The organism is Herbaspirillum sp. (assembly GCF_017744395.1).
Taxonomy (GTDB): domain Bacteria; phylum Pseudomonadota; class Gammaproteobacteria; order Burkholderiales; family Burkholderiaceae_D; genus Herbaspirillum.
Window position 1 is genome coordinate 668867 of record NZ_JAGIBI010000003.1, and the last position, 20156, is coordinate 689022.

Sequence of the window (20156 nt, forward strand, 5' to 3'; positions counted from 1 at the left end):
GAATCCCATGTCATCCGTGCAATGTTCCAATCCCGCCGTTGTCGCTTCCCCCGCCACGGCGGCAAGCCGCGCTGGCATCTTGCCGCTGGTGGCGCTGGCCATCGGCTTCATCATGGCCATGCTGGACGTGACCGTGGTCAACGTCGGCCTGTCCGAGATTTCGGCCAGCCTGGACGCGCCGCTGTCGACCCTGGTCTGGATCGTCGACGGCTATACGCTCACCTTCGCGGCCATGCTGATGGTGGGCGGCGCGCTGGCCGACCGCTTCGGCGGGCGCCGGCTCTACCTGCTCGGCCTGTTCCTGTTCGTGCTGGCTTCCGCGCTGTGCGGGGCCGCGCCCAACGGCGCTTGCCTGGTGGCGGCGCGCCTGTTGCAGGGCTTGGGCGCGGCCTTCTTCATGCCCAGTTCGCTGAGCCTGCTGACCCACATCTATGCGGATGACCGCGTGCGCGCCCGCATGCTGGGCGTGTGGTCGGCCACGGTGAGCGTGGCGGCGGCGGTCGGTCCGCTGGCCGGTGGCGTGCTGGTCCACTGGCTGGGCTGGCGCAGCGTGTTCCTGATCAACGTGCCGGTCGGCGTGTTCGGCCTGTGGATGGCGCGCCGCCTGATTCCCCACGTACCGCGCCACGAGCGCGCGCTCAACCTGTACAGCCATGTGGTCGGAGTGGCCATGCTGGCGGCCTTGTCCTTCGTGCTGATCCAGGGGCCGGTCTACGGCTGGGGCTCGGCGCGCATCGTCGCCGGCGCGGTGGCGGCGCTGCTCGCCGCCGCCGCCCTGGTACGCCACGAACTGCGCGGCATCGCGCCGCTGCTGCCGCGCGCCTTGTTCGCCACGCCGCAGTTCGCGGCGGCCAACGGCATCGGTTTCCTGATCAACTTCGGCGTGTACGGCAACCTGTTCTACCTGGCGCTGTTCCTGCAGCAAGGGCGCGGCGCCGATGCGCTGCATACCGGCCTGCAACTGGTGCCGATGATGGTGGTGATCTTCTTCGGCAACATCATGTCCGGCCGCATGTCGGCCCACTGGGGGCCGCGCGTGCCGCTGTTGCTGGGGTTGTCGGTGGGGGCGGTGTTCACCGCGCTGGCCATGCGCTTCACGCCAGATACGCCTTACTGGCTGCTGGCGCTGGTCTGCGCCGCCGCCAACCTGGGCGTGAGCACCGCCATCCCCGCCATGACCGCGGTGGTGATGCAGGTCGCCGGCCGCGCCCACGCCAACAGCGCCGCCGCCGCGCTCAACGCCAACCGCCAGATCGGCGCGCTGGTCGGGGTGGCGGTGATGGGCGCGGTGCTGCATACCTTCGAGGGCTGGAGCGTGCGCAACCCGCTGGCCTTCGGCATGATGGCGCTGGCCTATGCGCTGGCGCTGTGGCTGGTGTGGCGTTTTGTCGGGGTTGTCAAAAGGCAATTGGCGGCAGGCGGCGCCTGAACCCCGCGTCGGCAGAGAAACCCGCCCGCATCTGTTGCGCGGCGGGTTCTTTTTTTGGGGGCGATGCCTGCACAAGCCTTAAAATAACGGCTTACCCAAATAAAAGCGCAAGAAAGAAGAATCCGCATGTCCATCCAATGGTTCCCTGGCCACATGAACGCCGCCCGCAAGAAGGCGGCCGAGGCAATGGAGAAGGTCGACCTGGTCATCGAAGTGGTCGACGCCCGCTTGCCCCAGGCCAGTTGCAACCCGATGATCGAGCAGCTGCGCAATGCGCGCCAGCGGCCCTGCCTGAAGATCCTGAACAAGACCGACATGGCCGACCCGGCCGCGACCCAGGCCTGGATCAATCACTACAACAGCCAGAAGGGCGTGACCGCGGTGGCGCTGTCGTGCAAGAAGCCTTCCGACGTCGCGCGCGTGCCCAAGCTGGCGTTGCAGGTCGCCCCGCACCGCGGTACGGCCCTGAAGCCGCTGCGCATGATGATCATGGGCATTCCCAACGTGGGCAAGTCCACGCTGATGAACGCGCTGCTGAAAAAGCGCGTGGCCGCGGTGGGCGATGAGCCGGCCGTGACCAAGACCCAGCAGCGCCTGTACCTGGGCAACAACATGGTTCTGACCGATACCCCCGGCATGCTGTGGCCCAAGATCGAACACCCCAGCGACGGCCTGATGCTGGCCGCCAGCCACGCGGTGGGCAGCAACGCGCTGATCGAGGAAGAGGTCGCGACCTTCCTGGCCGACCTGCTGCTGCAGCGCTATCCGCAACTGCTCAAGGCGCGCTACGGCTTCCAGACCGAAGGCATGGACGGCGTGGCGGTGGTCGAGGGCGTGGCGGCCAAGCGCGGCTTCCGCCTCAAGGGCGGCGACTACGATTTCGAGAAGGCCGCGCACACCTTCCTGCAGGATTACCGCAGCGGCGCGCTCGGCCGCATCTCGCTGGAGACGCCGGAGTCGCGCGCCGAACTGCTGGCCAATTACCAGTCCACCGACAATCCGGATGCGCTGGCCGAAGACGACGAGGAAGAAGAGGAAGAGTACGACTGGCGCAACGCGCCGGACCATCGCGGGCGGCAGGATTAAAGCGCGGCGACGGCGCAACAAAAAAGCCACCTTGCGGTGGCTTTTTTATTGGGCAAGCGTCCGGCGGAACCGGACGTTTCAGGCGATTACCAGGAGGTGATCACGGAACCCTTGTACTTTTCCAGCACGAACTTCTTCACTTCCGGGCTGTGGTAGGCCTTGACCAGCTTGGCGACCCAGGGCTTGTCCTTGTCGGCGGCGCGGATGGCCAGCACGTTGGCGTAGGGGCCGGTCGAGGCTTCCACGGCGATGGCGTCCTTGGTCGGCGACAGGCCGGCGGACTCGGCGAAGTTGCCGTTGATCACGGCGGCGTCGAAGTCATCCAGCGAACGCGGCAGTTGGGCGGCGTCCAGTTCGACGATCTTGACCTTCTTCGGGTTCTCGACGATGTCCAGCGGGGTGGCCTTCAGGCCGGCGTCGGCCTTCAGCTTGATCACGCCCTTGGCTTGCAGCACCAGCAGCGCGCGGCCGCCGTTGGTCGGGTCGTTGGGCACGCCGACGCGGGCGCCTTGCTTGAGGTCGTTCAAGGACTTGACCTTCTTGGAGTACACGCCCATCGGGAAGGTGATGGTGGTGCCCACGCTGATGAACTTGTAGCCGCGGTCCTTGATCTGCGCATCCAGGTAGGGCTGGTGCTGGTAGGAGTTGGCATCCAGGTCGCCGCCGGCCAGCGCCGCGTTGGGCTGGATGTAGTCGGTGAACTCGACGATCTGCATCTTCACGCCGTCTTTTTCCAGCAGCTTCTTGACCTGCTCCATGATCTCGGCGTGCGGACCGGCGGTCACGCCCATCTTGATCGGCTTGTCCTGCGCTTGCACGGGCGCGGAGATCAGGCTGGCAAGAGATACGGCGGCGCCCAGGCCTGCGAAGAATTGAATCAACTGACGACGGTTCATGACTTTCCTTTCAAGCTTTTGTAATAGTCGCAGCGGGTAGCTGCGGTTTGTTTCCAACACTGCGCGCTGCGGCTTCCGCTTTTAGCGGTGGCTCAGCTTGCGCACCAGCAGGTCTCCCAGGGATTGCACCAACTGCACGAAAACGATCAGGATCAGCACCACCGCCACCATCACTTCCGGCAGGAAGCGCTGGTAGCCGTAGCGGATGCCCAGGTCGCCCAGGCCGCCGCCGCCGATCGCGCCGGCCATGGCCGAATAGCCGACCAGGCTGACGAAGGTGATCGTGAGACCGGCGACGATACCAGCAAATGCCTCGGGCACCAAGACCTTGTAGATGATTTGCCAGGTGCTCGCGCCCATCGCCTGGGCCGCTTCCACCAGGCCGTGGTCGACTTCGCGCAGGGCTGATTCGACCAGGCGCGCGATGAAGGGCGCGGCGGCGATGGTCAGCGGCACGATCGCCGCGGCGGTGCCGATGGAGGTGCCGACGAAGAAGCGCGTGAACGGAATCACCGCCACCAGCAAGATGATGAAGGGCGTCGAACGCACCGCGTTGACCAGGAGGCCGGCGATGCGGTTGAAGGCCACGTTGGGCAGGATGCCGTTACGCTCGGTCAGGTGCAGCGCGATGCCCAGCGGTACGCCCAGCAGCGAGCCCAGCACGCCGGAGATGGCGACCATCATCAGGGTTTCGCCGAAGGAGCTGATGAACAGATCGATCAGTTCAGATGACATGGTTCAGCTCCTCCACGACGACGCCCTGCGAGCGCAGGTATTGCATTGCATTGTTGATGTTCTCCTGGGTGCCGTTGGCGAGGATCGCCAGCGAACCGAAGGCCTGGCCCTGGATCTCGTCGATCTGGCCGTGCAGGATGTTGAAGTCCAGGCTGTAGCGGCGCACCGCTTCCGACAGGTGCGGCTGGTCCACGCCCGAGCCGGTGAAGGCGAAGCGGAACAGGTGGTCGGTTCCCGTTCCCGCCTCGGCATTGGCCAGGCGCGCGCGCAGGCGCTCCACCACGCCCTTGGGCAGTTCGTGGGCGATCACGTCGCCGATCAGGGCGCGGGTGACTTCATGCCTGGGCTGGCGGAACACCTCCAGCACCTCGCCCTGTTCGATCACCTGGCCGGCTTCCATCACCGCCACGCGGTCGCAGATGACCTTGATCACTTCCATCTGGTGGGTGATCAGGACGATGGTCAGGCCCAGTTCCTGGTTGATCTTGCGCAGCAGTTCCAGGATCGAGCGGGTGGTTTCCGGGTCCAGCGCCGAGGTGGCTTCGTCCGACAGCAGCACCTTGGGATCGTTGGCCAGGGCGCGGGCGATGCCCACGCGCTGTTTCTGGCCGCCCGAGATCTGCGCCGGATAGCGGTTCTTCAATGCCGACAGGCCGACCAGTTCCAGCAGCGGCTCGACCTTCTTGGCGATCTCGGCCTTGGACTTGCCGGCCAGTTCCAGCGGCAGCGCGATGTTGTCGTACACCGTGCGCGAGGAGAGCAGGTTGAAGTGCTGGAAGATCATGCCGATGCCGCGGCGCGCCTCGCGCAACTGGTTGGCGGAAAGGGCGGTCAGGTCCTGGCCGTCGAGCAGGATACGACCGGATGTCGGGCGGTTGAGCAGGTTCAGGGTGCGCACCAGCGTGCTTTTGCCGGCGCCGCTGCGGCCGATGATGCCGAAGACTTCGCCCTTACGGATCGACAGATCGACATTGCGCACCGCTTCGACGCTGCCGAAGCGCTGGGTAACAGCTTGGATTTCGATCATGATGGGAATAGAAATGGCAGCGGGCCCGTGCTTCCGACCCGCCGCCATGGGCGCCTTCCTGATGGATTCAGGCGCCGCAGGCGGGGACAAAACCACAAGTCTCCACTGCCATCGATATTTTTATAAGAAGCCGCTATTTTAAGGCGGTGGGGTTATAAGGGGAAAATAAATTTTCGCTTATCGATATAACCCAAACATCTGATGGGTGTGCCGCAAGCCAGACCCGGCAAGGGTTTGCATTGCGGCGGCCCATGCCGGAAAGACGCTTTTTCCCGCATGGCGGGACTGCCTTCGGTGAGCCGGCGGCGATGCCTGCCGGTTTTTTTTCATCCGGGCCTTTTCTTCTCCTTTCCCCATCCATCTTCTTCCGCCGTTCCGAAAATACGAGTCGGGCTCGTCAATAGCTTTATTGTTTCTGTTTTTGAAATTATCACTTTCGGGTAGCGGCGTTTTTTCATGTTTTCGCAAAGACTAAAGTTCGTTTGCAGCCCGGATGACAGACACGTTCTTCTGGATATCCCGGAGCTACCAGCGCCTTATGCCGATTCATGCAAATGCAGCGGGGCGCCGAACAAGATCAAATTTGCATCAAGCCGTATGTAGAGTAAGAAAGCAAAAAATGAATACCCGTCATCTCCTCTTCGCCTTCGCACTGGCCGCCACAAGCGGCGCCGTGCTGGCACAAAACGTTTCCGCCCCAGCCCAGGGCATGCAAGGCAAGACCCGCGCCCAGGTCATCGAAGAACTGAAGCAGGCGCGTGCCGATGGCAGCCTCAGCGTGTCCGACTATGACTATCCCAGGCAGCCCGTTTTCGTCTCCACCAAGACGCGTGCGCAGGTGGTTGAAGAACTGAAGGCGGCCCGGGCCCAGGGGCTGCTCACCGTCAGCGACGCCGACTATCCGAAACTGCCCGCGTTCGTTTCCGCCAAGACCCGCGCGCAAGTGCAGGCCGAACTGGTCGAGTACCAGAAGCATCCCGATCCGCAGGGCCTCTATCGCGGCTATTGATGGCGGGCCGCCCGGCGGCCAGCATCCAAGGGGCGGGCATCAGGCATGCCCGCCTGCCGTTGATGAAACAAGGGGACCCGATGTATTCCTTCAGCGCCAAACAATTAGCCGACCAGCTGCCCGACCTGATGGAGCTGGCCGATATCGACGAGGTAGTCGTCACCCGTGATGGCGGCGAAAACCTGGTCATCGTCCGGGAGTCGGTCTGGCGGGCCATGCAGGATGCGGCCCACCTGTTCGCCACCGATATCAATGCGGACCGCCTGCTGCGCAGCCTGCAGCAGTTGCGCGCCGATTTCCTGTCCGAACCGGAGGTGGAATGAAACTGCTGATGACGCCCCTGGCCCAGGAAGACTTCGCTTTCTGGCGCCGCCAGGACAGCGCGCTGGCGCGGCGCATCGCCCGCCTGCTGCGTTGCCTGCGCGATGGACAAAGCCTGCCGGCGCAGCAGGTGTCGGTCTTGCCGCTGCGCTTGCAGGGCCTGCGTTCGGTGCGCTTGTCATCCGAACACCGGCTGGTGTTCGAGCGCTTGCGCGACCGTATCGTCGTGCACCAGTGCCGCTTCCATTATTGATTGCTGAACTGCCTGCCGATGCCGCTTTCTTGCGGCAAGCCTGGAACAGCAGTCCATGCAGCTCCGGTCGCGTGGACAGGCTGGGGCGGGTGTTCATGTGAGAGGCCCATTTTCCAGGCTTGTCCTCCTGCGGGGCGGGGTGGCGTTTTCCTTGCGCCAGCCAGGTTCCGCAGGTTTTTGCCGACCGCATTCCTCGCTGGAAAGGGAAACAATGTGTTGTTTATTTGCATCGTTTCTTGTTCCCAAGCTGCCGGGTGAATCGCGAGTCGGCATTTTTTATTGCAGATCCTCTTCTTGTTGATAGTTGTATTAATGAGACATAAATTTGTATAAATTCATAAAAATACAAAGTTAAATTGTTTGTGAAAATAAATTTTGATTAAATAAATTAAGTCTTCTTGATGTTTCTTTCTGGAAGCTTGGGCGTTGCTACTGCCGGAATCACTCCGGGCGGTGGTGTCGCCAACAATCAAACAGCAATTCAACAACCATTGGAGTTCCTCATGAGAAAGTCCCTCTTGGCACTGGCAGTGCTGGGCGCCTTCACCGGCGTCGCACATGCGCAAAGCTCGGTCACCATCTACGGCATCATCGACGCCAGCCTGTCGTACAACAGCAAGGTGGCAACCACCGGTACCGGCAACGGCAATCGCGTCGGCGTCGACTCTGGTGCGATCAAGGGTTCGCGCATCGGCTTCAAGGGCACCGAAGACCTGGGCGGCGGCATGCAGGCGCTGTTCAACCTGGAAAACGGCTTCACGCTGGATAACGGCCAAGCAGCCCAAGGCAACACCCTGTTCGGCCGTACCGCCACCGTCGGCCTGTCGGGCAACTTCGGCGCCGTGCTGCTGGGCCGCCAGAAGGACTTCACCGACGATATCTCCTCCTTCACTTCGGTCGCCGACTTCGGCGGCATGGTCAGCCAGGTCCACGCACGCGACCTTGACCGTACCAACGGCGAACGCGTCAACAACTCGATCCGCTACAACACTCCCAACGTCAACGGTTTCTACGGCAGCCTGATCTACGGCTTCGGCGAACAAGCCGGCGAAAACACCTCGGGCCAATCCTTCGGCATCGGCGGCGCATACTCCAACGGTCCGTTCAACGTCGGCGTGGCTTACTTCCAGGCCAAGAAGGCCGGTACCGTGGCTTCCAGCGACGTCAACTCCGGCAACGCCACCACTTGCGGCAACGGCGCCGGTTCGGCGGGCGATACTTGCCTGAAGACCTGGACCCTGGCCAGTTCCTACCAGTTCGGCCCGGCCAAGGTGTACGGCTCGTGGTCGCGCGTGAAGCTGCCGCTGGCGACTGCCGGTTCGGCTTCCTCGTTCTCCGCCGCATCGGCTGCCAGCTACGCGGCTGACGGCACCGGCCAGTTCCTGGTCGGCGGCGTGAACAACGAGAAGAACGACATCTTCGACGTCGGCGTGAACTATAGCCTGACCCCGGCGCTGTCCCTGCTGGGCGCGGTGCAGTACACCAAGGCCAGCTTCATCGGCGCTTCCAACGGCCGCCTGCTGCAGTTGAACCTGGGCGCCAAGTACGCGCTGTCCAAGCGCACCAGCCTGTATGCGGTCTACCGCAACCTGCATGCAAGCGACACCTACAGCCCGGGCGTGACCAGCAGCCAGGCGCCTGGCGCCGACAGCAGCCAGAATGCCGTCAATGCCGGCATCATCCACTCGTTCTGATTGGATGGCGGCGCGCCTGATGCGCGCCTGACGCTTCATTCGTAGTTCCGCAGCACGGCCCGCGTCCCTTTCCGGACGCGGGCTGTTTCGTTGTTGGGCGGATGCCGCGCAGCTTTCTATAATGTCAGCCTGATCCGACTACGGGAATTTCCCATGCATATCGACTGGGCGCATTTCACGCCTTTATTCTCGCTGGCCGGCGGCGTCGCCATCGGCCTGGCGGCGGCAGCCATGATCCTGTTCAACGGCCGCATCGCCGGCATCAGCGGCATCCTCGGCGGCTTGCTGCGCGCCGCCGCCGGCGAGCGCGCCTGGCGTGCCGCCTTCATCGCCGGCCTGGTGGCCGCACCGTTGGCCGCGGCAGCCTTCGGCTGGCGCATGCCCTTGCACATCGATGCCGGCTGGCCGACGGTGATCGCGGCAGGCTTCATGGTCGGCCTCGGCACCCGCTATGCCGGCGGCTGCACCAGCGGCCATGGTGTATGCGGGATTTCACGCGGCGCGTTGCGCTCCATCGTGGCGACGGCGACCTTCATGGCGGCCGGGTTCGTCACCGTGTTCGTGCTGCGGCATGTGCTGGGAGGCTGAGATGCGTGTGCCGACATTGATCGTTTCTTTTCTCGCCGGCCTGCTGTTCGGCCTGGGCCTGATGCTGTCCGGCATGGCCGATCCGGCCAAGGTGCTGGGCTTCCTCGACCTGGCCGGCATCTGGGATCCGTCGCTGGCCTTCGTCATGGCCGGCGCCATCGGCGTGGGGATGTTCGCCTTCGCCGTCTCGCGCCGGCGCAAGCTTTCCTTGCTGGGTTTGCCCATGCAATTGCCGGCCGCCACCGGCATCACGCCGCGCCTGCTGGCCGGCAGCGCCTTGTTCGGGATCGGCTGGGGCACGGCCGGCTTTTGTCCGGGGCCGGCGCTGGTGGCGCTGGGCATGGGAGAGGGCAAGGCGATCGCCTTCGTGCTGGCGATGCTGGCCGGGATGCTGGTATTCGAATGGCTGGAGGCGCGCCGGCGCTGATACAACTCGGCGCCGCAAACAAAAATCCCCGCATCGTTGCCGATGCGGGGATTTTTTTTCGGTCGTAGGCCGCCGCGTGAGGCAGCGGCCAGCGGGCCGGCGGCTATTACATCATGCCGTCCATACCGCCCATGCCGCCCATACCACCCATGCCGCCAGGCATGCCGGCCGGCTTGTCTTCAGCCACTTCTGCCACCAGTGCGTCGGTGGTCAGGATCAGCGAAGCCACGGAGGCAGCGTTTTGCAGCGCCGAACGGGTCACCTTGGCCGGATCCAGCACGCCCAGTTCCACCAGGTCGCCGTAGGTGCCGTTGGAGGCGTTGTAACCGAAGTTGCCCTTGCCTTCCAGCACCTTGTTGATCACCACCGACGGTTCGTCGCCGGCGTTGAACACGATCTGGCGCAGCGGCTCTTCGATCGCGCGCAGCACGATCTTGATGCCGGCTTCCTGGTCGGCGTTGTCGCCCTTCAGGTCCTTGACGTTGGCGCGGGCGCGCAGCAGGGCCACGCCGCCGCCAGGCACGACGCCTTCTTCAACGGCTGCGCGGGTAGCGTGCAGCGCGTCTTCGACGCGGGCCTTCTTTTCCTTCATTTCGACTTCGGTGGCAGCGCCAACCTTGATCAGTGCAACGCCGCCGGCCAGCTTGGCCACGCGCTCTTGCAGCTTTTCGCGGTCGTAGTCGGAAGTGGCTTCGCCGATCTGGGTGCGGATCATCGCCACGCGTGCTTCGATGGCAGCGGCTTCGCCAGCGCCGTCGATGATGGTGGTGTTTTCCTTGCCGATTTCAACGCGCTTGGCTTGGCCCAGTTCAGCCAGGGTAGCCTTTTCCAGGGTCAGGCCGACTTCTTCGGCGATCACTTGGCCGCCGGTCAGGATGGCGATGTCTTCCAGCATGGCCTTGCGGCGGTCGCCGAAGCCAGGAGCCTTGACGGCGGCAGTCTTCAGGATGCCGCGGATGTTGTTCACCACCAAGGTTGCCAGCGCTTCGCCTTCGACGTCTTCAGCGATGATCAGCAGCGGGCGGCCGGCCTTGGCGACTTGTTCCAGCACCGGCAGCAGGTCACGGATGTTGGAAACCTTCTTGTCGAACAGCAGGATGAACGGATTGTCCAGAGCGACGATCTGCTTTTCCTGGTTGTTGATGAAGTACGGCGACAGGTAGCCGCGGTCGAATTGCATACCTTCGACGATATCCAGTTCGTTTTCCAGCGACTTGCCGTCTTCCACGGTGATCACGCCTTCCTTGCCGACCTTTTCCATGGCCTTGGCGATGATGTCGCCGATGTCCGCGTCGGAGTTGGCCGAGATCGAGCCGACCTGGGCGATTTCCTTGGAAGTGGTGGTGGGCTTGGCCAGGTTCTTGACTTCGCCGACGATGGCGCCGACGGCCTTGTCGATACCGCGCTTCAGGTCGGTCGGGTTGAAGCCTGCTGCAACGTACTTGAAGCCTTCGCGAACGATCGCTTGTGCCAGCACGGTTGCGGTGGTGGTGCCGTCACCGGCGTTGTCGGAGGTCTTGGAAGCGACTTCCTTGACCAGCTGGGCGCCCATGTTTTCCAGCTTGTCCTTCAGTTCGATTTCCTTGGCGACGGAAACGCCGTCCTTGGTCACGGTCGGGGCGCCGAAGCTGCGCTCCAGCACCACGTTGCGGCCCTTGGGACCCAGGGTAACCTTGACCGCGTTGGCCAGGATGTTGACGCCGTTGACGATCTTGGCGCGTGCTTCATCGCCGAAAATAACTTGCTTTGCTGCCATGTTGGATTCTCCAGAAATTCGGTTGAATTCATGTCGCCGGACTGGCCGGCGAGATATCGTGCTGCCGGCGGCCCTGTCTATATAGAGGCCGCGCGCCGGAATTACTTCTCGACGACGGCGAACAGGTCTTCTTCACGCATGACCAGCAGTTCTTGGCCATCGACCTTCACAGCCTGGCCGGAGTACTTGCCGAACAGGACGCGGTCGCCGACCTTCACTGCCAGCGGACGAACCTTGCCGTCGTCCAGAATCTTGCCGCCGCCGACAGCCAGCACTTCGCCTTGGTCAGGCTTTTCGGTGGCTGCGTCAGGCAGGACGATACCGGAAGCGGTCTTGGTTTCCTGGTCGAGGCGCTTGACGATAACGCGATCGTGCAAAGGGCGAAGATTCATGAGAACTCCTTAAATTTCAATAGGTTAGTGTTCGATTGCGGCGAAGGCTGCAATGGTTTTTCTTCCAAATGCAGCAAATGTCACCGCATGAAAAAGGGGTATAAGCCAGGAAGGATTGTTAGCACTCTCCCGTGACGAGTGCTAAGTATAGGGATGGAGGTTAGAATTTTCAAGGCGGGGTTGGTGTCCGCGCTCATAAATGTCGGAATTCAGCTAAGTCTGAACTTTGTTCATTTAACTCTGAACTTTCCGGTTGAAATTCGTGTTTCCAAAAGGCAACGTTTAAGCGCTAAGCCAGATGGCATAGACGCTTTACCCTTTTTCGGTTCAAACCAGCCTGAATCTCGAATTGCTATATCAAGTGCCCTGGTCAAATATTTGATCTCTTTTGTTGAGTTGCATCGAAAACTGAGCCACTTTCCCCGGAAATTTGCATCCTAAGTTGACCCATGTTTAGACCACAATCCTGCTCATCACAGCGAGCGGGAGAACGGAGTGATAGACGTGGCCCTGCTTGGAATTATTCGACGCTGGTACATCCGCGATCGCATCTCGATCAGGGAAATCTCCCGCCGGCTGGACATCTCTCGAAACACGGTTCGTCGCTATATCCGATCTGGAGCGATCGAGCCTTCCTACCCCTCAAGGCAATCATCCAGTGCCCTAGATGAATTCGCGCCTCGACTTTCAGCCTGGCTCAGCGCTGAGGCAGTCAAATCGCGAAAGCAGAGACGAACCCTGAAACAGATGTTCCTGGACTTAAGGGAGCTGGGATATGAAGGGTCTTATGACCGCGTGGCAGCCTTCGGAAGGCAATGGAAGGTGGGTCAAATGGAGAGGGTCGATTCTGCGAGTAAATCAACAATCAAGTTATTTTTGATTTGATAATATGTTGAGAATTGATCAAATATTTTGCACCGTTGATCATAAATGACTGCGAATAAATTAAACAAGAAGCTATAGGGGGAGCAGGTCTTGGCTGACAAGATACTTGAGGCATTTAGAAAAGTCGCGAACAGGCGCCATGCTTTTACGCGGCAACTAGGAGACTTTCGTAAGAAAACTCCCGTCACCCAATTTGATTCCCTAATTTCCAAAGCTAGGCGTGCTAGGCCTGGTGGTGACAATGGCTTGATTCCAGATAGAGCGCGAAAACTTCAAGATTTCAGAGTTTTTGGTCCTCTAACGGGCGTGTCATTTCTTCAGGAAATTCATTGGGTTTCCTCTCAATTAAAAGACCTGAAGAAAAAAATTTCTTCTCATCTGGATAGTGTGAACGCTCTTGTAGCAGCCTTCAATGAGGGCAATCTTTTACTGGCAGAAGAGATAATTGATGGTCATGTTAGAAGCCACGGAGTCTCGCTTTGGTCATTCCAAGCATATATTGCATGTTATTCCCGATCAGAGTCCGGTGGCGAAAAAATAGCGGATCTCCTAGAGGAAGTACAAAGGGCAGCACCGAAATCCGTGTTGGCATTCTTGACCTATCAGCTCTCAGATTTATACAACGAGAAATCTAGTATGGCGGGTTTTGAACGCCGCCTGGAGCCACACTTGCAAGGGATTAAAAGTAGTCCGTTGTCGAACTTTCTGCAGTTTTTTTTGAGATGGAAATTTGATGAGGTAGATTGCCTCAGTGACTATCTTTGCTTTTGCTCGGCGTATAGCTACGTTGATGCATATGAGTCGTTGGTAGCGGTCTCTATCGCCGCGCAGTGCTTCAGTTCAGATTTAGTCGATCATGTGGCGCTGTGCGCTGCGACAAGGCCTCTGTTGGTAGCTGGTGATTTGCGGATAGTCGCACTCCATAGAGCCAACTTGGCCCAAATCAATGACCCCGATTTTTTGCAAAGAATTGATACTAATAATTTTCCAGATATTGAAAAAGTATTTTTACTTGCATTCGGGTACTACAAAAATTCGAATATCGAGAGCGTCGCCCTTACTTCTACTGAAAGGCAGTTGCTTGAAGTGGTCGAGAATTTTGTGGATGGATCCGGGGAGGCTGAAGCTTGTTATCACCAACTTCACTCATTTATCTCCAAGAACCGCTTCTTACCATGGGCAGATAGCATCGCGTCCTGGCTTGAGGGCTTCTTTAGGCCGGCGTTGGGTGACGAGATGTATGTTCAATATCGCTCTTCGTCAATGCTGCCCCCAGTGTATGGTGCTGAGCGGCATGAGCTTTTTGCAAGGAGCCTGCCTTGGGCCGCGATATACAGCTCATTCTCCGACGTTGGCAATCAATACATCTCAATTTCTTCTCGGCTTTCCGCTCAAGATAAAGAGCTGATGCATGAGGAGGTGTTGTCCCTCACGTGCCCCTCCGATTTGCCTCGTCATGGCATTGAACTACTCAAGATTTCTGCCATGTTGGCGTGTGGTGATATAGGGGCGGCTCTCTCTTTGTCTGTAGATTTGGCAGTAAGAAACCCAGGGTTCGCGTTCTCCTTGCCATTTGAAGACATCTTTTCTGAAGAGGATGAATGGGCAGATCTGGCAGGATTTGATCCAATTGATCGGTTAATTGGCTTGTATTTTGCGTCGGCAGGTGAGCGCGAGTCACGTCGTAGATTTAATCTGGAGTTCGCTTGTAAAAAGATACTGGCGGAGAACAAGTGCTTTTCTCTTGTCGAGTTATTGCATAAGTTCGAGTCGTCGAAAAAGATAATTTTCGTAATCCGAGAAATTATGACGTCGAAGAATCTGCGTTTAGTTGGTTTTCTTCGAACCGTAGAGGACATAGAAAGAAGTCGCCTTGACGTTTGCGCCAATCTGTTGGATTTGGATAAGGAAAATATTGATTCGATACTCGGAGAGATGCGTGAAATTCTTCAGGGGAACGACATTAAGAATGCAGAACGAGACATTGAAAATATTCGCATTCATGTGGATGTCGATAGCATTAAGAAGTGGGCGCGCGATACATATGCTGAAGAATATCTTCGGTTGCGGAAAACACGGATCGCAAAAATTGCTCCATCGGTCAGCGAGCTTGAAGAGTCTCTCAGAAATATCGATTCAAAAAATGGAGAGGTAGATTCCAGGAATAAGTCGGAGATTCGGAATAAGGATCCAATTTTCTCGATGGGATCTGCAATATTCACAAAATGTTTTATTAAAGAGGATGATGGACTTGATCACTTCCTGAGTCTGCGCATTAGGCATGGTTCTCTGGCGGGTTATTTAAGGGCCCCTCTGGAGCGCCAGAAAATTGTCGGCCAGGGGCTGTCTATCAAAGGTGATGAGCTGAGTCGCCACTGGTACTCCTCGCTATCGTCGTCGAATGAGGATTGCATTGAAGGTCTTTTACAGGTCTTCGAGTCTTTCCAGAAGAAATTTGATGAGATGGTCGAAGATTTGCGTACGGAACGCTTGCAAGTTAAGAGTGAGGTAAAGCCCAGCGGATTATTCACACCCGGTATTCCTGGGTTGGCATGGGATGTGTTCCATGCGGAATGGGAAAGTGCGAAAAGCTTTGACGAATTCTTTGATTCAGTTTGGGAAGCATTTCAGGCAGCGCTCAATCTCTCTTTAGGGGAAGTGCAGGCTTACATTGATACCAATGTTCTGCGATCCAGTGAGGAGATGTTTAACAACCTGCGTTTCGAAGTAAATGCATGTGGTCTGTCTGATAATGATCGGGCAAAAATCATTTCGGCAATTAACGAGGCTACGCGTGGGTTGCAAGAAGCAATCAAGATGGTAAAAGCTTGGTTTGAGGTTCGAGAACATGCTGTGAGTGATACAACACTTAGCTTCTCTCAAATACTGGAGCTTGGGCTCAAGCTTTTCGCTAAAGCCCGGCCCAACTATGAAATCCTGTTCTCAGATAGGACAAAAGACGAAGAGGTTCATTTCGCATCCTCATATATTCCTCGAATCACGGATGCCCTTTTTATTATTTTTGATAATGTCTATCAGCATTCCGGTTTAACAAAGCAAGCGGTATTGGATTTGAACGTAAGCCTTGAGCCGTCTGTTGAGGATAATGGCCTAATTGAGATTTCTGTTGCTAGCCCAATATCGATGAGCAAAGATTTGGGGGAGATCCAGCGGAACTTGGATGATATTAAGGCGCGGATTTCAAATCGGTCTTCGAAGGAATTGGTCACGGAGGGGAAAAGCGGGCTTATCAAGTTGGCTCGTGTGGCCAACGGTATTGGTGCGAATGGTGGCGCTAAATTTGAGGTAACCGCAGATAGAAAATTTAGAGTGGAACTACAATTCGCTGGGAAATTGAGATCCCTTGTGGAGGATTAGGATGCTTCGGAACGCGATACTAGTGGAAGATGATGAATTCAAAAGACGAAAGATCTTTGACTTTCTGACCCAAGAATTGCAATGGAAGAACGTGTCAGTCGCCGCCTCTGTGTCAAGTGCCACCGATCTAATTGACGAGATTGATGCAGGTGCTCTTTTTTTAGATATGGCAATTCCAAACTATGACGATGGAACCGACGGCGCCCAAGGTTTAGGCGGCGTAGCCGTATTTCGTTACGCGAGGATGGTACGCGTACATATGCCAGTTATCGTCATAACCCAGTTTGAAGCGTTAGAGCAGGGGTCTCGAGTCGTTGACATTGGTACGTTACGCAGTTTACTCAATGATGAATTTGGATCGCAGTTTTTAGGTTTAGTGCAATACAGACCGAATTCAGATGATTGGAAAGAATCGATAAAGAAAATGTTGTCGGAAAATGGTTTGTAGAATGAAAGTATTAATTCTTGAGGATGAACGAGGGAAAGCCGGGCGCATTGAGGGCGTAATTCGCGATGCGTCATCTGTGGATTTGGAGATAATAAAATCTAGTTCCGTGTTGGAGGCTAGCACGCAGCTAGAGGAAACTACATTTGATCTTCTGATCTTGGATGTTCGGGTTCCGATGCGTCCGGATCAAGATCCGGATGATGCTGGAGGTATCGCGTTATTGGACTCACTGCAGGCAGAAAGCAGTCTGAAAACTCCTCGTTACATTGTGGGAGTCTCAGGTGTAGAACGGCTATTTGAATCGGCAGCTCGACGCTTCCATAGGCAAGGATGGGTTCTCCTTTCGTATTCGCCGACAAGCACAGAATGGGCAGACTCTCTCAGTTACTTCGTTACTCATGTAAGCGAGTTAAAAAAAGCTGAAGAGCATCGGACAGAATCTGCCGATGTCGTCATTTTGACAGCACTAAATTCTCCTGAATTTGACGCTGTGAGAAAGGTTTTTCCTGAGTTAAAGGGGCCACGTCCATTGGATTCAAAGACGTTATGCTGGGAAGGAGAGATTCATACAAGCGCCGGGAAGGTGCGCGTTGCTGCTGGCTATTCTTGGCAAATGGGTTTAACAGCAGCGGCGATCCTTGCAAGTAAATTTCTGAAACAGTATGAGCCTCGATTGATTGCAATGGTGGGCATATGTGCTGGGTACGAGAAAGAGGTGGCGCTGGGCGATGTTATTGTTGCCACACAAAGTTGGGAGTGGCAAGGTGGGAAGATCGTTGAAGGGGAACATGGGGCAGAATTGTCGGCTTCTCCCGAGCCGTTTAGAGCTAGCCAGAAGACCCTGGCTGATCTACGCATACTCGCGAGTGATTCTCAGTTTTCTGTTCCTTATACGCGGGAATACTTCCCTCAAGATATTGAGGGGAAATGGGCCTTGCATTTTGGGCCAATGGTTTCCGGTCTGAGTGTTGTGGCATCAGCTCAGACCATGGGTGAAATACGGAAACAGCATCGAAAAGTTTTATCCCTAGATATGGAGGCATATGCTATCTATGCTGCTTCGGAACTCAACGAATTGGACAGCCAAAGTATTGTGATAAAAGGGGTATGTGATTTTGGAAATAGTCACAAAGGAGATGATTTTCAGCGTGTTTCAGCGATGCGATCCGCAATGGTGATGCGCGCTTTATTAGAAAAGTGCCCTCGTAATTTCGTAAAGAATAAGTAGTCATTTCTTTGCAACATAAGTGGTAGTTTGATGTGAGATATAAGTCGTTGCTGACATGTCTTCAGCTCTAAAAAATTCTACAAAAAAAGGGGCGAAATTGGGAATTCAATTTTTGGTTCGTGCACATAACGCAGGCACGCCATCTAGACCTCGTCCGGTTTTCATCCTGACGACCGACGATTGGGATGACTATGGTTACAGTGTGCAATTTCGTCTCAGTTATTTGGATGAAGACGGGACTTCCACGAACATAGGGAAGGTCAAGATACTCCAGCGAAAAAAAGCGGACGAGGGTCCTATCGCTATTCTCGCGACTACCAAACTTGATAAAGAATTTCTTGAGCTTGACGACAGATTCATTTCACTGGGCCAAACGGAAGCCTACTATCAACGTCTTCATAACCTCATGGAGGATGACGCGGGAGCGGTTCTAGATGCGATGCGCGACATCGCTTGGCGGCCCGCATTTGCGACAGAGTTCGAACCGACTACTGCTTTTCGCAATGCAATGATGCGTGAGAATGTTGCATATCGCGCTCGTCGATTTGGCCGTTCTTTGGCTTCAGGTGAAAAAATCAACGAAAGACTCGATTTCACCTATATCGGTTCAATTGAAGGCGCAGAAACTCAGGTTGAGGCGATTTTTCCGTTCGATCGCAAAGACCCTGTTCCGGGGCGGATAGTGGGTATTGTCGGGCGGAATGCGGTAGGGAAGACGCGGTTTCTCGCTAGTCTGGGTGCAGACTTGGCACAAATTTCACGAGCATCTGCAGAAAAATTATCAGAGCGAGAAGATCGGTTTCCGGCTGGCCGTCCTTTGTTCACTCGAATTATTACCATCTCATATAGCGCTTTTGATCGTTTCAAACGACCGGCTCAAGATAGCTCTAGCAGCTATGTGTATTGCGGTATCAGAAACGAAAAAGGAGGGTTGTCACGTGCGTCATTGATTGAGGCATACAAAGCCAATCTTGCGCGCATTCGGCAGCGGGGAAAGCAGTCAGACTGGACTCGCTACATGCAAGCAATTCTAGGAGATCTCAGCGACGAACTTACGGTGAGCCTACAGGCCGAGATTGATGAATCACTTACGGATGATAGTGCTTTATCGTTGCTCAGCTCCGGTCAGTCCATCTTGGCCCATTTTGTAACGGCATTGCTTGCTTGGATTCAGCCAAATTCCCTGGTTCTATTTGACGAACCAGAGACACATCTACATCCCAATGCGGTCGCTAGTTTATTTTTGGTTCTTTCAGAGATATTAGAATCGTTTGATTCTTATGCAATTGTTGCAACACATTCTCCTGTCGTCATTCAGGAGATACCAGCGAAGCGTGTTCTGGTTTTTGAGCGATACGAGAATGTTACGACCGCAAGTCCGTTGACTATTGAGAGTTTCGGAGAGAGTGTCTCTGAGCTAACCAAACATGTGTTTGAAACGTTTGAAGTGAAAAACGTTTATCGGGAGACTCTCAAGGATCTTGCAGAAAGGGAAGCAGCTAAGGATGTAATGGCTCGGTTTGAGTTTGGACTTAGTTTGAATGCACAGGCGTATTTGCTTGCTCTATATGATCAGAAAGCAAAGAAGAAGTGAAGAAACTTACGGTATTACCAACTGAACCTTCCTATCTCGAGTGGTATGAGGCAATTAGGGACAAAAAACATCGTGACACGCGAGCGAGTTTGAATGAGTTGCAAGAGCTGATTGAGCGGCGATATGTAGATTACGCTGACGCAGTGGAGAATCAAAATTTATCGGCGCTTGAAAGCGACGATGATGCAATTGTTAGTAGCGATTTATTGCGATCTTGCTATGGGGGGACAACGAAGCCACTAAGGGATCTGAAGAAGGCGATCAAAGATGCGCAACCCAAACGCCTGCTTAAGTATTGCCCAATGTGCGCAACCACATTGCCTCGAACATTTGATCATTATCTTCCAGGGGTGAAGTTCCCAGAATATGCAGTTTATGCACCGAATCTTGTTCCTTGCTGTTCGATTTGCAATTCAATCAAAGACGATGACTGGTTGTCTGCAGCGGGAACGCGTCAATATTTGCATGCCTATTCGGACGAAATACCGGATCGTCGTTTTGTCGTTGTGACCTTATATGAAGATCCTGCACTCGCAGGAGTAGGTGCAACATTCTCATTGGATAGACCGGACGATATCGAGGATGCCTCCTGGCAGCTCATTAAAAGTCATTTCTCTAAATTGAAATTGATAGAAAGATATGATGATGGTGGCAATGATGAGGTCGCAGAAATAATAGCTGACTGCGGCGTCTTCTTAGAAACTGGTGGCGTTGATGCGCGAGACTTTCTTAATAGGAGGGCGCTCGAGCGATTTAAGGTATATGGAACCAATAACTGGATTGCCGTGCTTATGGAAGCAATGGCTAAGCACGCTAATCTCTCTAAATGGATTGAACAAGGGATATGCCAGAATGGAGAGTAATTGAATTTACTTTCCTTCCTTAGAGATTTTCGCCTGTTGGTGCAAGATTAGTTCGATGTTCTACCGGTACTGATTTCTTTGAGAAATTTTTTATAAATTTCTCACCAATGCAGTGATACGATTTCTCAGAATGAGAAACTGTCCTGC

General features: G+C 55.9%; 18 protein-coding genes and 1 pseudogene. 14 read left to right on the forward strand and 5 right to left on the reverse strand.

Going from position 1 to position 20156, the window contains the following annotated elements:
* Nucleotides 1–7 precede the first annotated feature (7 nt).
* Complete coding sequence (locus tag J7548_RS11840) at nt 8–1429, forward strand: MFS transporter (RefSeq protein WP_290974783.1); 1422 nt, start codon at nt 8–10, stop codon at nt 1427–1429.
* Between the two features lie 126 nt (nt 1430–1555).
* Entirely contained in the window at nt 1556–2515 is a 960-nt protein-coding gene (ylqF, locus tag J7548_RS11845) for a ribosome biogenesis GTPase YlqF (protein WP_290974784.1), read from the forward strand.
* Nucleotides 2516–2601: 86 nt separating this feature from the next.
* On the opposite strand, the gene J7548_RS11850 is transcribed toward ylqF, so the two are convergent.
* From J7548_RS11850 to J7548_RS11860, 3 genes are all read right to left on the reverse strand, one after another.
* The gene (locus tag J7548_RS11850; RefSeq protein ID WP_290974785.1) at nt 2602–3411 is read right to left on the reverse strand and encodes a MetQ/NlpA family ABC transporter substrate-binding protein; all 810 of its coding nucleotides are present in this window, start codon (nt 3409–3411) and stop codon (nt 2602–2604) included.
* 81 nt (nt 3412–3492) lie between these two features.
* Nucleotides 3493–4146: a methionine ABC transporter permease gene (locus J7548_RS11855; RefSeq protein ID WP_290974786.1), complete on the reverse strand. Its 654-nt coding sequence runs from the start codon at nt 4144–4146 to the stop codon at nt 3493–3495.
* Nucleotides 4136–5173 carry a methionine ABC transporter ATP-binding protein gene (locus J7548_RS11860; protein WP_290974787.1) on the reverse strand — a complete coding sequence of 346 codons (1038 nt, stop codon included), beginning with the start codon at nt 5171–5173 and terminating at the stop codon, nt 4136–4138. The genes J7548_RS11855 and J7548_RS11860 overlap by 11 nt, the downstream gene beginning before the upstream one ends.
* Before the next feature lie 619 nt (nt 5174–5792).
* Between J7548_RS11860 and J7548_RS11865 the strand changes: the two genes are divergently transcribed.
* The 6 genes from J7548_RS11865 to J7548_RS11890 all read left to right on the forward strand — a co-directional run bounded on the left by J7548_RS11865 (nt 5793) and on the right by J7548_RS11890 (nt 9465).
* Nucleotides 5793–6182: a DUF4148 domain-containing protein gene (locus J7548_RS11865; RefSeq protein ID WP_290974788.1), complete on the forward strand. Its 390-nt coding sequence runs from the start codon at nt 5793–5795 to the stop codon at nt 6180–6182.
* Between the two features lie 80 nt (nt 6183–6262).
* Nucleotides 6263–6505, forward strand: coding sequence for a type II toxin-antitoxin system Phd/YefM family antitoxin (locus tag J7548_RS11870; protein WP_290974789.1), 243 nt, complete (start codon nt 6263–6265; stop codon nt 6503–6505).
* Nucleotides 6502–6756, forward strand: a complete 255-nt coding sequence (locus J7548_RS11875; RefSeq protein ID WP_290974790.1) for a type II toxin-antitoxin system YoeB family toxin — start codon at nt 6502–6504, stop codon at nt 6754–6756. Before J7548_RS11870 ends, J7548_RS11875 begins: the two co-directional genes overlap by 4 nt.
* A gap of 503 nt (nt 6757–7259) precedes the next feature.
* Entirely contained in the window at nt 7260–8450 is a 1191-nt protein-coding gene (locus tag J7548_RS11880) for a porin (RefSeq protein ID WP_290974791.1), read from the forward strand.
* A 153-nt stretch (nt 8451–8603) separates the two neighbouring features.
* On the forward strand, nt 8604–9038 hold the full coding sequence (locus tag J7548_RS11885) for a YeeE/YedE thiosulfate transporter family protein (RefSeq protein ID WP_290974792.1): 435 nt from the start codon (nt 8604–8606) through the stop codon (nt 9036–9038).
* 7 nt (nt 9039–9045) lie between these two features.
* Entirely contained in the window at nt 9046–9465 is a 420-nt protein-coding gene (locus tag J7548_RS11890) for a DUF6691 family protein (RefSeq protein WP_366005326.1), read from the forward strand.
* A 106-nt stretch (nt 9466–9571) separates the two neighbouring features.
* On the opposite strand, the gene groL is transcribed toward J7548_RS11890, so the two are convergent.
* On the reverse strand, nt 9572–11221 hold the full coding sequence (groL, locus tag J7548_RS11895) for a chaperonin GroEL (protein ID WP_290974793.1): 1650 nt from the start codon (nt 11219–11221) through the stop codon (nt 9572–9574).
* Between the two features lie 101 nt (nt 11222–11322).
* The gene (gene groES, locus J7548_RS11900) at nt 11323–11613 is read right to left on the reverse strand and encodes a co-chaperone GroES (protein ID WP_290974794.1); all 291 of its coding nucleotides are present in this window, start codon (nt 11611–11613) and stop codon (nt 11323–11325) included.
* Nucleotides 11614–12108: 495 nt separating this feature from the next.
* Here groES and J7548_RS11905 point away from each other — a divergent pair.
* From J7548_RS11905 to J7548_RS11930, 6 genes and pseudogenes are all read left to right on the forward strand, one after another.
* Nucleotides 12109–12432: pseudogene (locus tag J7548_RS11905) on the forward strand (helix-turn-helix domain-containing protein); the annotation flags it as partial.
* Nucleotides 12433–12588: 156 nt separating this feature from the next.
* The gene (locus J7548_RS11910; protein ID WP_290974795.1) at nt 12589–15876 is read left to right on the forward strand and encodes a hypothetical protein; all 3288 of its coding nucleotides are present in this window, start codon (nt 12589–12591) and stop codon (nt 15874–15876) included.
* Nucleotides 15877–15898: 22 nt separating this feature from the next.
* Nucleotides 15899–16324 (forward strand): hypothetical protein, encoded by a 426-nt coding sequence (locus J7548_RS11915; protein WP_290974796.1) that lies wholly within the window; start codon nt 15899–15901, stop codon nt 16322–16324.
* A gap of 1 nt (nt 16325) precedes the next feature.
* Nucleotides 16326–17552 (forward strand): hypothetical protein, encoded by a 1227-nt coding sequence (locus J7548_RS11920; RefSeq protein ID WP_290974797.1) that lies wholly within the window; start codon nt 16326–16328, stop codon nt 17550–17552.
* Between the two features lie 55 nt (nt 17553–17607).
* A complete protein-coding gene (locus J7548_RS11925) occupies nt 17608–19146 on the forward strand; it encodes an AAA family ATPase (RefSeq protein ID WP_290974798.1) in 1539 nt (512 codons plus the stop codon).
* Nucleotides 19143–20009, forward strand: a complete 867-nt coding sequence (locus J7548_RS11930) for a hypothetical protein (protein ID WP_290974799.1) — start codon at nt 19143–19145, stop codon at nt 20007–20009. Before J7548_RS11925 ends, J7548_RS11930 begins: the two co-directional genes overlap by 4 nt.
* The last annotated feature ends 147 nt before the right edge of the window (nt 20010–20156 follow it).

Coding starts and splice junctions, on each gene's coding strand:
- J7548_RS11840 (WP_290974783.1), top strand. CDS start 8: ATGTCATCCGTGCAATGTTCCAATCCCGCCGTTGTCGCTTCCCCCGCC.
- ylqF (WP_290974784.1), top strand. CDS start 1,556: ATGTCCATCCAATGGTTCCCTGGCCACATGAACGCCGCCCGCAAGAAG.
- J7548_RS11850 (WP_290974785.1), bottom strand. CDS start 3,411: ATGAACCGTCGTCAGTTGATTCAATTCTTCGCAGGCCTGGGCGCCGCC.
- J7548_RS11855 (WP_290974786.1), bottom strand. CDS start 4,146: ATGTCATCTGAACTGATCGATCTGTTCATCAGCTCCTTCGGCGAAACC.
- J7548_RS11860 (WP_290974787.1), bottom strand. CDS start 5,173: ATGATCGAAATCCAAGCTGTTACCCAGCGCTTCGGCAGCGTCGAAGCG.
- J7548_RS11865 (WP_290974788.1), top strand. CDS start 5,793: ATGAATACCCGTCATCTCCTCTTCGCCTTCGCACTGGCCGCCACAAGC.
- J7548_RS11870 (WP_290974789.1), top strand. CDS start 6,263: ATGTATTCCTTCAGCGCCAAACAATTAGCCGACCAGCTGCCCGACCTG.
- J7548_RS11875 (WP_290974790.1), top strand. CDS start 6,502: ATGAAACTGCTGATGACGCCCCTGGCCCAGGAAGACTTCGCTTTCTGG.
- J7548_RS11880 (WP_290974791.1), top strand. CDS start 7,260: ATGAGAAAGTCCCTCTTGGCACTGGCAGTGCTGGGCGCCTTCACCGGC.
- J7548_RS11885 (WP_290974792.1), top strand. CDS start 8,604: ATGCATATCGACTGGGCGCATTTCACGCCTTTATTCTCGCTGGCCGGC.
- groL (WP_290974793.1), bottom strand. CDS start 11,221: ATGGCAGCAAAGCAAGTTATTTTCGGCGATGAAGCACGCGCCAAGATC.
- groES (WP_290974794.1), bottom strand. CDS start 11,613: ATGAATCTTCGCCCTTTGCACGATCGCGTTATCGTCAAGCGCCTCGAC.
- J7548_RS11920 (WP_290974797.1), top strand. CDS start 16,326: ATGAAAGTATTAATTCTTGAGGATGAACGAGGGAAAGCCGGGCGCATT.
- J7548_RS11925 (WP_290974798.1), top strand. CDS start 17,608: ATGTCTTCAGCTCTAAAAAATTCTACAAAAAAAGGGGCGAAATTGGGA.